Raw genomic sequence first — 12,529 nt, forward strand, 5'->3', positions numbered from 1 at the left:
CACCATGCTTACCACCGCCGATCTCTGGTTTCGCTATCAGGAGACGCATGTACTCAAAGGGCTGACGCTGGATTTTTCGACACATGCCGTCACCGGGCTTGTGGGGGCCAATGGCTGCGGAAAGTCGACGTTATTTATGAACCTGAGCGGTCTGCTGAAGCCGCAACAAGGGGCGGTGCTGTGGCAGGGGAAGCCGCTGGACTACAGCAAGAGCGGACTGCTGGCGCTCCGTCAGCAGGTCGCAACGGTGTTTCAGGACCCCGATCAGCAGATCTTCTATACCGATATCGATAGCGACATCGCCTTCAGCCTGCGTAACCTCGGCGTAGCGGAACCGGAGATTGCGCGGCGTGTCGACGATGCGCTGACGCTGGTCGACGCGCAGCGTTTTCGCCAGCAGCCGATCCAGTGCCTGAGCCATGGGCAAAAGAAGCGGGTCGCCATTGCCGGGGCGCTGGTGCTGGGGGCGCGCTATCTTCTGCTGGACGAACCCACGGCCGGGCTTGATCCTTCAGGACGCTCGCAGATGATCGAGATCATCAGACGTATCGTGGCGCAAGGGAACCACGTGGTGATCTCCAGCCATGATATTGACTTGATTTACGAAGTCAGCGATGCCGTTTACGTGCTGCGCCAGGGAGAAGTGCTGGCGCACGGCGCGCCGGGTGAGGTCTTTGCCCGCGATGAACTGATGGAACGGGCCGGATTAACGCAGCCCTGGCTCGTCAAACTGCACGCGCAGCTTGGCCTGCCGTTGTGTAAAACCGAAGATGAATTTTTCAGCCGTATGCGACAAAAAAACGTAATGAAGGAGGCCTCATGACGCAGGCAATTATGTTGCAGGGCACCGCTTCTGACGTCGGTAAAAGCGTCCTGGTGGCGGGGCTATGCCGGATTTTTTATCAGGATGGCCTGCATACCGCACCGTTTAAGTCGCAGAATATGGCGCTCAACTCCGGTATCACGCCGGAGGGAAAAGAGATGGGTCGCGCGCAGATCCTTCAGGCGCAGGCGGCGGGGATTACGCCGGACGTACGGATGAATCCGGTATTGTTAAAACCAACCAGCGACCGTAAAGCGCAGGTGGTGCTGATGGGACAGGTGGCAACCGATATGGACGCGGTCAGCTACCACGAGTACAAACCGCGCCTGCGGGAGCAGATCCGCGATGTCTATAACAGCCTGGCCGGGGAGTATGACGTGCTGGTGCTGGAAGGCGCGGGCAGTCCGGCGGAGATTAACCTGCGTGATCGCGATATCGTCAACATGGGCATGGCCGAAATGGCGCAGTGCCCGGTGATCCTCGTGGCGGATATTGACAGAGGCGGTGTATTTGCCGCCATCTACGGTACGCTGGCGCTTCTGCACGACCACGAGCGGGTGCGCGTGAAAGGGGTCATCATCAATAAATTTCGTGGCGATGTTGCGCTGCTTTACTCGGGTATTGAGCAGATTGAAAACCTGACCGGTGTGCCGGTACTGGGCGTAATGCCGTGGCTGGATGTCGATCTGGAAGACGAAGACGGTGTGGCGCTGCAAAAGGGAAAATACTTGCGAACCGCGCAGCGTGATATCGACATCGCCGTAGTGCAGGTACCGCATATCTCCAATTTCACCGATTTTAACGCCCTGGCGGCACAGCCCGATGTTCGCGTGCGCTATGTCCGTTATCCCCATGAGCTGGCGGGGGCGGATCTCGTGATTCTACCCGGCAGTAAAAATACGCTGGGGGATCTGGCCTGGCTGCGGGAAAGCGGTATGGCGCACGCTGTGCTGCAGTCCCACCAACAGAACGTACCCATCATGGGCATTTGTGGCGGCTACCAGATGCTTGGCGACACCATCATCGATGAGGTTGAGTCGGGGATGGGAACCCAGCCAGGGCTGGGTCTACTCCATACCGTGACCCGCTTCGCGCAACGAAAAACCACGACGCAGGTTTCGGCGCAGATGGCGTCGGCACTCCCGGCGTGGCTGACGTTGGCATCGGGCATTAAGGTGCAGGGCTATGAAATTCATATGGGAGAGACCCGTCTGACATCCGACGATTATCCGGCACTGTTTCTGGAAAAAGAGGGCGAGCGCATAGCAGACGGTGCCATCAGTGCTGACGGGCAGGTAATAGGGACGTATCTCCATGGATTATTCGATAACGATGCCTTCACGCGCGCGATGGTGGATGGCTTACGCCAGCGCAAAGGACTGGCGCCATTAGACGTTGCGGTAGATTACGCCGCCTGGAAAGCGCAACAGTTTGATCTCCTTGCCAGCGCGATGAGAGAACATATTGATATTAAAAAGATTTATCAAATAATGCGGGAGCATCAGGAGGTGGGCGCATGATTTTAGTCACCGGAGGCGCGCGCAGCGGGAAAAGTGCGCACGTCGAACAACTGGCGGCGGCGCATTGCGAGCGCGTGCTGTATATCGCGACATCAGTGATTACCGATGAAGAGATGGCGCTGCGTGTTGACAAGCACCGCGCTCAGCGTCCTGCGCACTGGCGAACCTGGGAAGGGTATCGCGATCTGGGCGACGTGATTCGCCATCAGGTGCAGCCGGGGGAAGGTGTCGTCCTGGAATGCGTCACCACCCTGTTGTCGAACCTGCTCTATGATGCCAGCGGCGGTGCTTCGCCGGAGACACTCGATTTTTCCGCGCTTGAGGCGGTGTTGCAACAGCAGGTGGATGACCTGATTGCGGCCTGCCAGCAGTCAGCGGTGCCAGTTTATATTGTGACCAATGAACTGGGCATGAGCATCACACCAGAGAATCGGCTGGCGCGTCATTTTGTTGATATTGCCGGTCGTGCGAACCAAAAGCTGGCGCAGGCGGCGCAGGAAGTGTGGCTGGTTGTCTCGGGAATTGGAGTAAAGATTAAATGCCGTTAAAAATGTTGTGGGCGACGCTGGGATTTATTACCCGCATTCCGGTGCCGCAAAAATGGAGCGACGGTGTTGATTTCTCGCAATACGGCCGTGGCGTCCCCTGGTTCCCCGTGGTGGGGTTGATCGTTGGGGTCCTGGCCGCCTTAGGCTATCTGGCGGTGAGTCAGAGCGGCGGGGGGATTTATATCGGTGCCATTGCCTGGGTACTGGCGCTGGTGCTGCTGACCGGTGGGTTTCATCTGGACGGTCTGGCGGACACTTGTGATGGCGTGTTTTCTGCCCGTACCCGTGAGCGGATGCTGGAGATTATGCGCGATAGCCGGTTGGGGACCTACGGTGGTCTGGCCATCGTATTCTGCATCCTTATCAAAGTCGCTACGGTGATCTCCCTGGCTCAACTTCCGGTTCATACCCTGTTTGCGCTGCTGGTGTGCGCGCCAATCGTTGGGCGAACGGGAATGGTATTGGCCATGTACCGGCAGCACTATGCGCGCGAAGGTGCAGGGATGGCAAACGCCTATCTCGGCCATATCAGCGGCAAAGAGACGATCATTACCCTCTGCATCGGTGTGGCGCTCGTGGGGCTGCTGGCGGGGATGCATGGGCTTGTCGCCAGCGTCATCACCTGGATTGTCGTCAACGCGGTAAAGATCTTTTTAAGCCGCCGACTGAATGGGCTGACGGGGGATACCCTGGGCGCGATGGAGGAGATCGGCGAAATGGCCTTCCTTCTGGCGCTTCTGTGGGTTTGATGCATGCGTATTTTTCTGGTTCGGCACGGTCAAACAACTGCCAACATCAGCGGCGTGTTTTACGGGAGCACCGATCTGTCACTCTCGCCGCAGGGTATTGCGCAAAGCCAGCGTGTTGCCGGGTACCTGTCCGGAGTCGCGTTCGGACAAACGCGCGTCAGCACGCTGCAGCGTTCACAGCAAACGGCGCGGCTTATCGTGCCGACAGCCCATGATGTTCATGTTGATGCGCGTCTTAATGAGCTGGATTTTGGTGAATGGGAGATGCGGCACTTCAGCGACATCGAAAAAGAAAATCCCGCGTCGTGGCAGCGCTGGATGGATGACTGGCAAAACGCCACACCCGACGGCGGCGAGGCGTTCCCGCATTTCGCCGCGCGCGTCAGGGCGGCGGCAGATGAGATGAGTCAACTGCAGCAGCGCGAAGACACGCTTATTGTGGCGCATCAGGGTGTGCTAAGCCTGCTGCTGGCAACCTGGTTAGGGATGCCCGTGGCGGCAATGTGGCATTTCCCGTTCAGTCACGATGCCTACACGGTTGTTGAAAATCGGGCCGGGTATTGGGTGTTACGCGTATTTAATGGCAGAAACGTTTGGCAAACTGAGGAGTGAGGGTGTGAGGATGGGGACAGTGAAGGAGCTGGCAGCGGCCATCAGACCGCTTGATAAACAGAAAATTCAGGCGGCCTCGCGGCATGTTGATGGCTTAATAAAGCCGACAAACAGCCTCGGTCGGCTGGAGAGCCTGGCTATACAGCTTTCGGGAATGTGGGGAATCGACAGGCTCGATAATCTGCAAAAAGAGATTATCGTCATGTGCGCCGACCATGGCGTATTTGATGAAGGTGTGGCCGTGACGCCGAAAGTGGTGACCTGGCTTCAGGCCGTCAATATGCAAAAGGGGTTGACTGGCGTATGCGTGCTGGCCCGCAATAGCCAGACGTCGGTGCTGCCCGTTGACATCGGTATTGACGGAGAGCCTATCGATAATATGCTCAGCCTTAAACTCTCTCGTGGCTGCGGTAATATCGCACAGGGGCCGGCGATGAGCCGTCAGGATGCTGAACACCTGCTGCTGGCGAGCGCCAGCCTCGTTAAACAACGCGCTCAGGAGGGGATCTCCATCTTTGGCGTTGGCGAGCTTGGTATTGCCAACACGACACCGGCTTCGGCAATCATCAGCGTACTGACCGACAGCGATCCGCATGATGTGGTGGGGATTGGGGCTAATTTGCCGCAGGATCGGGTCCAACATAAGGAAACCATTGTCCGACAGGCGATACGCATTAACCAGCCGGATGCGCGCGATGCGGTTGATGTTCTGGCCAAAGTCGGTGGCTATGACCTGGTGGGCATGACTGGGGTGATATTGGGCGCTGGCGCATGCGGGCTGCCCGTGGTGTTAGACGGTTTTCTCTCGTATGCCGCGGCCATTGCTGCCTGTCAGATTGCACCAGAAGTTAAGAGCTACTGTATTCCCTCTCATTTTTCCGCCGAAAAAGGTGCCAGACGTGCGCTGGAGCACCTTGGGCTGGCGCCGTTTATCCATCTTGATATGCGTCTTGGCGAAGGGAGCGGTGCCGCGCTGGCAATGTCTATCGTCAGTGCGGCATGTGCCATGTACTGCGAGATGGGGCAACTGGCGCAAAGCGGTATTGAGTTGCCCGTTCCGGCGTGACGGAAAAGCAAAAACCCTGGGATAGTAGCATCGCAGGGTTTTTTCACTTTACAGCCCAATAACCAGCTCCCCGGAATGACTCCGCGAACAGCATAGCGCCACATGCTGATTTGCCGCGCTTTTTTCCGCTTCCGACTGCACGCTATCCCGGTGATCAACCACGCCGTCAATCACCGGCGTCAGGCACGCCCCACAGATCCCCATTTCACATGACAACGGTACGTCTACACCGTTTTCCTGTAATACCTGGGCGATGGTCTTATCCGCAGGCACCGGCCAGCGCTCGCCGGTGGAGGCCAGTTTGACCGTAAAGATTTCGCCCACTTCGCTGCTTGCGACAGGGGTAGCGGGATGAAACGCCTCGCTGTGAAGCTGGGCCTCCTCCCATCCCTTCGCCGTCGCGACCTCCCGCACTTTTTCCATAAATCCTGCCGGACCGCAGATCCAGGCGTGAAGCCCCGCCTCAGCCACCGGGAGATGCTCAGCCAGCGCTGAACGTGGGCTGCTGGTATGAATGATGCACTCAGCAAATGGTGAGAGTTCGCGGGTAAACGCCGCGCTTTCCCGCTGTCGGACGTAATAGTGCAGCGTAAACGGTGTTCCGGACGCCTTCAGTTGCAGAGCCATCGCATACAGCGGCGTAATGCCAATCCCTGCCGCCAGCAGCAAAACCCGTTCTGCAGGAAGAAGCGGAAACAGATTGCGCGGGGCAGAGATCAATAATTTCTGACCGGGACGCAGCGTTTCGTGCACATAGCGCGACCCGCCGCGCGAGGCGGCTTCCCGTCCCACACAGATTAGATAACTCGCGCTTTCGTGCGCTCCGGTTAGGGAATACTGACGGACCAACCCACAGGGCAGGTGCACGTCAATATGCGCCCCGGGCTGCCATGCCGGCAGCGCTTCGCCGTTTTCAGCCACCAGCCTGACGGCGAGGTTTTTGTCGCCCTCACGCCAAATCCCGTCAACAATCACGCTCAACATATCGGCCTCCGTCATACCAGGAAAAATTCGCCAAAGCCCATTTTTTTCAGTCCACGGCGGTAGGCAATTGAGCTTTTATCTGCGGGAATATGGGCTTCCAGCGTCAGGTCCAGCGGCAGGCTTTCCGGGCGCTGGGTTTCGACCATCAGACGATCCTCTTCAAAAATACGCAGATTGAAGGCATGCACATCTTCCACCGGAATATGCAGGTCAAAATTACGCGCGATAGGGGCGAACATGCGGGTGACGCGTGATGACACGGGCGACGCGGCATTCATGATCACCAGTCTCGATTCTCCCGGGAAATGAATCGTCAGGGTGGCGGTAAACGGCAGATGCATTTCAAAATGGCGCAACCACTGGAACCCTTCCGGCGCCTGCACGTCCGAGCTGGCGGGATAGTTGCTGACTGAACTCCAGTAATCCGCCACGAAGCCGAACGGCGTCTCCTGCGGCTGATAGGCAGGTACGATTTGGTTATTCGGGTCAGCAAAGGTATCAGTGTGGATCCAGGCAAAGTGCGCCACATCCAGAAAACCCTCCACCTGGCGACCGGCGAAACCGTTCACCTCAAATGCCGGGCAGTTAATCTGTTGAAATCCGTCGTCATCCCAGTGCGGCATGGTGGGCAGCGGCACTGGATTGTCCGGGTCAAACGCCAGGCAGGTCCAGATCAACCCAAAGCGCTCCTCCACGGCGTAGTTAATCAGGTTCAGCTTCGCCGGAACGGGTTGGTCGGGGCTGGACGGAATGCGGTTACAGCGTCCATCTTCCCCAAAGCGTAAACCGTGGTAAGGGCAGATAATCCCGTGCTCATCATGAAAGCCCAGCGTCAGCGGCACACCCCGGTGAGGACAAACATCCCGGGCGACCACAACCTGATCGTTAATCCTGTAAATCACCAGTTGTTCATCGAGCAGGGTCGCTTTGACCGGTGCCGGGCCGATGTCACAGGCACGGGCGACGGGGTGCCAGCATTTTGCCAGACGCAGCCAGTCCTCTGGCTCAAAGGTACAATGGGCGGGTGGAGTCGGTTCTCTTTTCATCGTTATCCCTCATGTCTTCAGCCTAATGGTCCGCCCTGAATGGTGTCGCACAGACCCTTGATGATGCGCTCTCCGGTCTCCTCTTTGAGTTCCTGGTACCAGGCCTGTGTCAGCGTCATGTCTTTCCCGTGCGTGACGTCACAGCGTTTGCGGGCTTTTAGTACCAGGTCACGAACCCGGTCGCAGCGCAGCGCTTCATACTGTCGCAGTGCCAGCATGATGTTATGGTTGTCACGCAGACAGTCCCCGAGCACCACCGCATCCTCCATGGCGGCGCAACCGCCCTGGCCGATATCCGGTGTGGTGCTGTGTCCGGCATCGCCGAGAAGCGCCACCTTGCCGCGCACCAGGCTGTCGAACGGTTCGATATCGTGAATTTCGATGCGGTTGGTGGTCTCGGGATCCAGCGCCGCGATGAGCTTCTGCACCGGCGGTGCCCAGCCGCGGAAGTAGCCGGTGAGATCGGCCCGCACCGTCGTGCGGTCTTCCGCCAGACCGAGAGGAAGCGGAACATCAAAAAAGAAATAGAAACGACCGCCGGAGACGGGCATCAACGACACGCGTTTGCCTTCCCCTACGAAGGTTGTCCACTGGTGAGCGGGAGCAATCTCTTCATCAATCTTCACCAGCCCGTTCCAGTTAACGTAGCCTGCGTAGCGGCGCTCGGGTGTATACCCCAGCACGTACGGGCGCACCGCAGAGTGACTCCCGTCGGCAGCAATCAGAAAATCCCCGGTTGCGTTAGTGCCATCGGTGAAGGTCACCGTGACGCCAGCGTCATCTTCACTGACATGTTCGACGCGCTTGCCAAACTGTACCTTGTCGCGCCCCCAGAAGGTCAGCATCTCGCGTTGAAGTTCCGTACGCGAGACGGGGCAGGGGCGTCCACCGGTGCGCTCAACCAGCGGGGCAAGGCTAAAGCGGGTCAGGGTATCGCCGCGTCGGTAATCTTTGTAGGCCATGAAACGCATAGGGCCACCATAGGTTTCAACGATGTCGCCCATACCCAGGTGCTGCATACATTTCACCCCATTAGGCCAGATGGAGATGGCCGCGCCGACGGGCTTGATCTCTTTTACGGCTTCATACACGGTACAGTCGATGCCCGCTTTTCTGAGCGCGACAGCGGCGCTCAGACCGCCGATACCCGCGCCAATGACGATTGCTCTCATGCTTCTCTCCTTTTGCAGGGTGTAAAGACATTCAGCAATTTGCGTACCAGGCTGCAGAGCGGCGAAAAGGGCATTGTGAGAGGTGACATTGCACTGCTAAGGTGCGCTGGTGCGGTAAAAGTGGCGCGATTTGTGCAACAGCCAGAAGGATTGTGATAAAGGAGCCACTATGATCGCACTGCACGACTTTAATCATCTTCCTGACGAAGATGCGCTTGCGCTGTTACGCCCCTGCGTAGCCATTCCTGCCTGGGCCGACGCGTTGGTTCGTGGGCGGCCTTACCCGAGCCGGGGGGCATTGTTCAACGCGGCCACGGCACAGGCGCAAACCTGGGATGATGTGGCGCTAGCGCAAGCCCTGAGCGCGCATCCCCGCATTGGGGAAAAACCTACAGGTTCACAGGCCGAGGCGGCGCTATCCCGTCAGGAGCAGGGAGCGGTGAATGACCGCGACGCAGCCCTTGCGCAGGCCTTGCGCGAAGGTAATGCCCGTTATGAAGCCCGTTTCGGACGCGTATTTCTGATCCGCGCTAAAGGCCGCAGCGGAGAAGAGATTTTACAGGCGCTGCATGCGCGGCTGGAGAACAGTGAGGTGCAGGAAGTGCAGGTCGCGCTGGAACAGTTGCGGGAAATTACGCTGCTACGACTGGAAGGAGTCATAAACGAATGAGCACCTTAAGTACGCATATTCTGGATATTTCGACGGGAAAACCGGCACAGGGGGTGACAGTTCATCTGCAACAGGAAGGAAAAACGCTGGCTACGGACGTGACCAACGCGCAGGGGCGCATTACCACGTTCGTTCCCTTTCTGCCCGCAGGCCGTTATCGGCTGGTGGCGGAGATCGGCGAATGGTTTCGCGAAACTGGCCGCGACACCCTCTATCCCAGCGCGCAAATTGATTTTGTAACGGGAGGAACGGCAGAGGAGCACTTCCATCTGCCGTTTGTGATTGCGCCTGGTGGGTGGTCAACCTACAGGGGCAGTTGACCAGACCTGCTCGCCGTTGACCCAGGTCTCGCTGATATTGCGCTCGTCGCCCAGAGTCATCAGTACGAAAAGCTGCTCGTAGATATCTTTGCAGCGACGATTGCGCAGGCGTTGTAGCGGTGTCACGTCAGGGTCAATCACGATGAAATCGGCTTCTTTACCAGGTGTGAAGTTGCCAATCTTGTCGTCCAGCCTGAGCGCGTGCGCGCCACCCAGCGTGGCGTGATAAAACGCTTCACTGGCGCGCAGGCGGTAGCTCTGTAATTGACCCACTTTATAGGCTTCCCCCAGGGTACGTAGCATGCTGAAGGTCGTGCCCGCGCCGACGTCAGTGCCGATGCCCATGCGCACCCTGTGCTGCCAGCAGGTGGGCAAACGAAACAGCCCGCTACCGAGAAACAGATTGGAGGTGGGGCAAAATGCGACAGCAGAGCCGGTATCATGCAGGCAGCGCCATTCGCTCTCATGCAGATGGATCCCGTGAGCGAACACGCTGCGCTCGCCGGTCAGACCGTAGTGGTGATACACATCCAGATAACGTTCATGCTCTGGCCAGAGATCGCCCACCCAGGCCACTTCATTCGGGTTTTCGCTCAGATGGGTCTGCATCCAGGTATCCGGAAACTCCTCTCTGAGTAAACTCACCGCCGCGAGCAGCTCGGGTGAAGACGTCGGTGCAAAACGCGGGGTAATGGCATACCCCAACCGTCCCCGGTGGTGCCAGCGCTGGATCAGCTCCCGCGTCTGCCGGTAGCTCTGTTTCGCGTCTTCACTGAGATAGTCCGGCGTGTGCCTGTCCATCATCACCTTACCGGCGATAAGGCGCATGTTGAGGCGCAGGGCTTCGGTAAACAGCGCCTCGACCGATTCGGGATGCAGCGTACAAAACACCAGCGCGGTAGTGGTGCCATGGCTTACCAGCTGGCTAATGAAAAATTCGGCAATCTCTTTTGCATATACTTCATCGGAAAACTGGCTCTCCACCGGGAACGTATAGGTGGTCAGCCACTCCAGTAGCTGTTCGCCAAACGCACCGATCATCTCCGTTTGCGGATAATGGACGTGGGTATCGACAAAACCGGGCATCAGCAGTTTGCCGCGCAGGTCGGTGTAGCCTTTGCGAGGATCAAGATACTGCTCGCCATCCTGCCACGCCATTTGCGCCAGAATTTTACCGTTCTGTATGAACAGCAGTCCGTCCTCAAGATAGCGTGCGTGTTGGGCGATAGCATCTGCACTGTCGCAGACCTGGGCAATATCAAAAAATGCACCGCGGATCGCTGTCTGGTATTCCATCATGGTTCCTGCCTTTATGTTTGCGTAGCGGAGTCATGAGAATGAGCAAAAAGGGTGCCAGCTTGAGGAAGGCCGCAGGAAAACTGCGGCCAGAAGGAAGGGTTACTCTTTTTGCGTCGCCACGCGGGAGTTAAATTGCGGGGCAGCAGCCACTTCGCGCTCTTCTCGCGCCAGCCAGCGGTAGGTCACGCCGCCGAGGAAGACGCCGATGAACCAGCTAAAGTTCGCCACTTCGTGCAGGGCCGGGATGAAGCTTATCACCAGCCCTATGCCAACGGACGGAAGCAGCGCAGCGATGGCTTTCGGGTTAAAGCCGTTGCGATACCAGTATTTGCCTTTTGGCGTGTCGTCGAACAGATCGTCCACAGAGACTTTCCCGCGCTTAATCAGGTAGAAGTCCGCAATCAGAATACCGAACAGTGGGCCGATAAACGCCCCGAGCACGTCCAGGGTGTAGTGGATAAGCTCCGGAGAGTTGAACAGGTTCCACGGGGTGAGCAGGATCGAGCCAACGGCGGCAATCATCCCTCCGGTGCGGAAGCTGATTTTCTGCGGCGAGCAGTTAGAGAAATCAAACGCCGGGGAGACAAAGTTCGCCACGATGTTGATCCCGATGGTGGCGGTGATCATCGTCAGCAGACCGATGGCCACGGCCAGATCGTTGCCCACGCGGCTGACGGTTTCGATCGGGTCGGTGATCATGCGGCCAAACAGTGACTGGGTACCGGAGACAATCACCACGGTGACGATGGAGAACAGCAGGAAGTTAAACGGCAGGCCCCAGCGGTTTCCACGGCGAATTTCACCCATGCTTTTACCGTAACGTGAGAAATCACCAAAGTTGAGTAACGGGCCGGAGAAGTAAGAGACCACCAGCGCAGTCGCCGTGATCATCTGCCAGGTCTGCTCGCCCGCGCTCAGGGATTTGCTGGCAAGGGTAAAGGAGATCCCGTCGAACCCGGTCTTGTATACAATCCAGCCTGCCAGCGCCAGCATCACCACGTACACCGCCGGACCGGCAATATCAATAAAGCGCTTGATGGCGCTCATGCCGTGCCAGAAGACCATCGCCTGCAATACCCACATAATGGCAAAGCAGATCCAGCCCAGGTGCGACAACCCGAGGAACGCGCCGCTGGTGAGCGAAGAGAGCGATGGCCAGAACTTCAGCGCCACCAGCATCAGGGCGTTGGCAGCCAGATAGGTTTGAATGCCGTACCACGCGAAGGCGATAAGCCCGCGGATCACCGCCGGAATGTTCGCTCCGAAGACACCAAATGCCTGACGGCTGATCACCGCATAGGGCACACCCGCCATCTGGCTCGGTTTGGCCACCAGGTTGGCGCACAACTGTACAATGCAGATCCCCACCAGCAGGCAGAGCAACACCTGCCAGCTTGCCAGCCCGAGCGTAAAGAAGCTCGCGGCAACAACATAACCCCCCATGCTGTGAACGTCCGACATCCAGAAAGAAAAGATGTTGTACCAGCTCCAGTTCTGGTCACGCGTCGGTGCCAGATCCTCATTGCAAAGCCGTGGGCTGTAAACCGCACTGGAATCAGCGGCCGTACCTTGCTGCGTATTTTGACTGTTTGGCATGAAACCTGCTCCTGTGAATGAAAACCCGTTAAGTGGGAGTGCAACGGGTGTTGCAGGATTCAGGCCAAAATAATAAATCTTGTATGCAATATTTTATTTTTATGTATACGATTCGATATCGGAA

13 protein-coding genes are annotated in these 12,529 nt (G+C 57.7%); 8 read left to right on the forward strand and 5 right to left on the reverse strand.

Going from position 1 to position 12,529, the window contains the following annotated elements:
• Positions 1-4 precede the first annotated feature (4 nt).
• The 6 genes from V6E55_RS04410 to cobT are packed head-to-tail and all read left to right on the forward strand — an operon-like array spanning position 5 to position 5,318.
• Positions 5-823, forward strand: a complete 819-nt coding sequence (locus V6E55_RS04410; RefSeq protein ID WP_316942260.1) for an energy-coupling factor ABC transporter ATP-binding protein — start codon at positions 5-7, stop codon at positions 821-823.
• Positions 820-2,343 (forward strand): cobyric acid synthase, encoded by a 1,524-nt coding sequence (locus V6E55_RS04415; RefSeq protein ID WP_316942261.1) that lies wholly within the window; start codon positions 820-822, stop codon positions 2,341-2,343. Before V6E55_RS04410 ends, V6E55_RS04415 begins: the two co-directional genes overlap by 4 nt.
• Positions 2,340-2,891, forward strand: a complete 552-nt coding sequence (gene cobU / locus V6E55_RS04420; protein ID WP_114978302.1) for a bifunctional adenosylcobinamide kinase/adenosylcobinamide-phosphate guanylyltransferase — start codon at positions 2,340-2,342, stop codon at positions 2,889-2,891. The genes V6E55_RS04415 and cobU overlap by 4 nt, the downstream gene beginning before the upstream one ends.
• On the forward strand, positions 2,882-3,640 hold the full coding sequence (gene cobS / locus V6E55_RS04425; protein ID WP_316942262.1) for an adenosylcobinamide-GDP ribazoletransferase: 759 nt from the start codon (positions 2,882-2,884) through the stop codon (positions 3,638-3,640). Before cobU ends, cobS begins: the two co-directional genes overlap by 10 nt.
• A 3-nt stretch (positions 3,641-3,643) precedes the next feature.
• Entirely contained in the window at positions 3,644-4,252 is a 609-nt protein-coding gene (gene cobC / locus V6E55_RS04430) for an alpha-ribazole phosphatase (protein ID WP_114978300.1), read from the forward strand.
• A gap of 10 nt (positions 4,253-4,262) precedes the next feature.
• Positions 4,263-5,318, forward strand: a complete 1,056-nt coding sequence (cobT, locus tag V6E55_RS04435) for a nicotinate-nucleotide--dimethylbenzimidazole phosphoribosyltransferase (protein ID WP_316942263.1) — start codon at positions 4,263-4,265, stop codon at positions 5,316-5,318.
• A gap of 48 nt (positions 5,319-5,366) precedes the next feature.
• Here the strand turns inward: cobT and V6E55_RS04440 are convergent, their stop codons facing one another.
• The 3 genes from V6E55_RS04440 to hpxO are packed head-to-tail and all read right to left on the reverse strand — an operon-like array spanning position 5,367 to position 8,520.
• Positions 5,367-6,302 carry a PDR/VanB family oxidoreductase gene (locus V6E55_RS04440; RefSeq protein ID WP_316942264.1) on the reverse strand — a complete coding sequence of 312 codons (936 nt, stop codon included), beginning with the start codon at positions 6,300-6,302 and terminating at the stop codon, positions 5,367-5,369.
• A gap of 11 nt (positions 6,303-6,313) precedes the next feature.
• Complete coding sequence (gene hpxD, locus V6E55_RS04445) at positions 6,314-7,348, reverse strand: molybdenum cofactor-independent xanthine hydroxylase subunit HpxD (RefSeq protein ID WP_316942265.1); 1,035 nt, start codon at positions 7,346-7,348, stop codon at positions 6,314-6,316.
• Between the two features lie 17 nt (positions 7,349-7,365).
• Complete coding sequence (gene hpxO / locus V6E55_RS04450) at positions 7,366-8,520, reverse strand: FAD-dependent urate hydroxylase HpxO (RefSeq protein WP_316942266.1); 1,155 nt, start codon at positions 8,518-8,520, stop codon at positions 7,366-7,368.
• Positions 8,521-8,689: 169 nt separating this feature from the next.
• Between hpxO and uraD the strand changes: the two genes are divergently transcribed.
• Positions 8,690-9,190 carry a 2-oxo-4-hydroxy-4-carboxy-5-ureidoimidazoline decarboxylase gene (uraD, locus tag V6E55_RS04455; protein WP_316942267.1) on the forward strand — a complete coding sequence of 167 codons (501 nt, stop codon included), beginning with the start codon at positions 8,690-8,692 and terminating at the stop codon, positions 9,188-9,190.
• Positions 9,187-9,510 carry a hydroxyisourate hydrolase gene (uraH, locus tag V6E55_RS04460; protein WP_316942268.1) on the forward strand — a complete coding sequence of 108 codons (324 nt, stop codon included), beginning with the start codon at positions 9,187-9,189 and terminating at the stop codon, positions 9,508-9,510. The genes uraD and uraH overlap by 4 nt, the downstream gene beginning before the upstream one ends.
• Here the strand turns inward: uraH and guaD are convergent.
• Both guaD and V6E55_RS04470 read right to left on the reverse strand, forming a co-directional pair.
• A complete protein-coding gene (gene guaD, locus V6E55_RS04465) occupies positions 9,490-10,806 on the reverse strand; it encodes a guanine deaminase (RefSeq protein ID WP_316942339.1) in 1,317 nt (438 codons plus the stop codon). The two genes, uraH and guaD, sit on opposite strands and share 21 nt — an antisense overlap.
• Positions 10,807-10,908: 102 nt before the next feature.
• On the reverse strand, positions 10,909-12,405 hold the full coding sequence (locus tag V6E55_RS04470; RefSeq protein WP_316942269.1) for an NCS1 family nucleobase:cation symporter-1: 1,497 nt from the start codon (positions 12,403-12,405) through the stop codon (positions 10,909-10,911).
• Between the last annotated feature and the right edge of the window lie 124 nt (positions 12,406-12,529).

Origin of the sequence: Enterobacter sp. 342 (genome assembly GCF_036663495.1) — a bacterium.
Taxonomy (GTDB): Bacteria; Pseudomonadota; Gammaproteobacteria; order Enterobacterales; family Enterobacteriaceae; genus Enterobacter.

Excerpts from the sequence above, each read along its gene's own strand:
- V6E55_RS04415 (WP_316942261.1), top strand. The coding sequence starts at position 820 with ATGACGCAGGCAATTATGTTGCAGGGCACCGCTTCTGACGTCGGTAAA.
- cobT (WP_316942263.1), top strand. The coding sequence starts at position 4,263 with ATGGGGACAGTGAAGGAGCTGGCAGCGGCCATCAGACCGCTTGATAAA.
- uraH (WP_316942268.1), top strand. The coding sequence starts at position 9,187 with ATGAGCACCTTAAGTACGCATATTCTGGATATTTCGACGGGAAAACCG.
- cobC (WP_114978300.1), top strand. The coding sequence starts at position 3,644 with ATGCGTATTTTTCTGGTTCGGCACGGTCAAACAACTGCCAACATCAGC.
- guaD (WP_316942339.1), bottom strand. The coding sequence starts at position 10,806 with ATGGAATACCAGACAGCGATCCGCGGTGCATTTTTTGATATTGCCCAG.
- V6E55_RS04440 (WP_316942264.1), bottom strand. The coding sequence starts at position 6,302 with ATGTTGAGCGTGATTGTTGACGGGATTTGGCGTGAGGGCGACAAAAAC.
- V6E55_RS04470 (WP_316942269.1), bottom strand. The coding sequence starts at position 12,405 with ATGCCAAACAGTCAAAATACGCAGCAAGGTACGGCCGCTGATTCCAGT.
- V6E55_RS04410 (WP_316942260.1), top strand. The coding sequence starts at position 5 with ATGCTTACCACCGCCGATCTCTGGTTTCGCTATCAGGAGACGCATGTA.
- uraD (WP_316942267.1), top strand. The coding sequence starts at position 8,690 with ATGATCGCACTGCACGACTTTAATCATCTTCCTGACGAAGATGCGCTT.
- cobS (WP_316942262.1), top strand. The coding sequence starts at position 2,882 with ATGCCGTTAAAAATGTTGTGGGCGACGCTGGGATTTATTACCCGCATT.
- hpxD (WP_316942265.1), bottom strand. The coding sequence starts at position 7,348 with ATGAAAAGAGAACCGACTCCACCCGCCCATTGTACCTTTGAGCCAGAG.
- hpxO (WP_316942266.1), bottom strand. The coding sequence starts at position 8,520 with ATGAGAGCAATCGTCATTGGCGCGGGTATCGGCGGTCTGAGCGCCGCT.
- cobU (WP_114978302.1), top strand. The coding sequence starts at position 2,340 with ATGATTTTAGTCACCGGAGGCGCGCGCAGCGGGAAAAGTGCGCACGTC.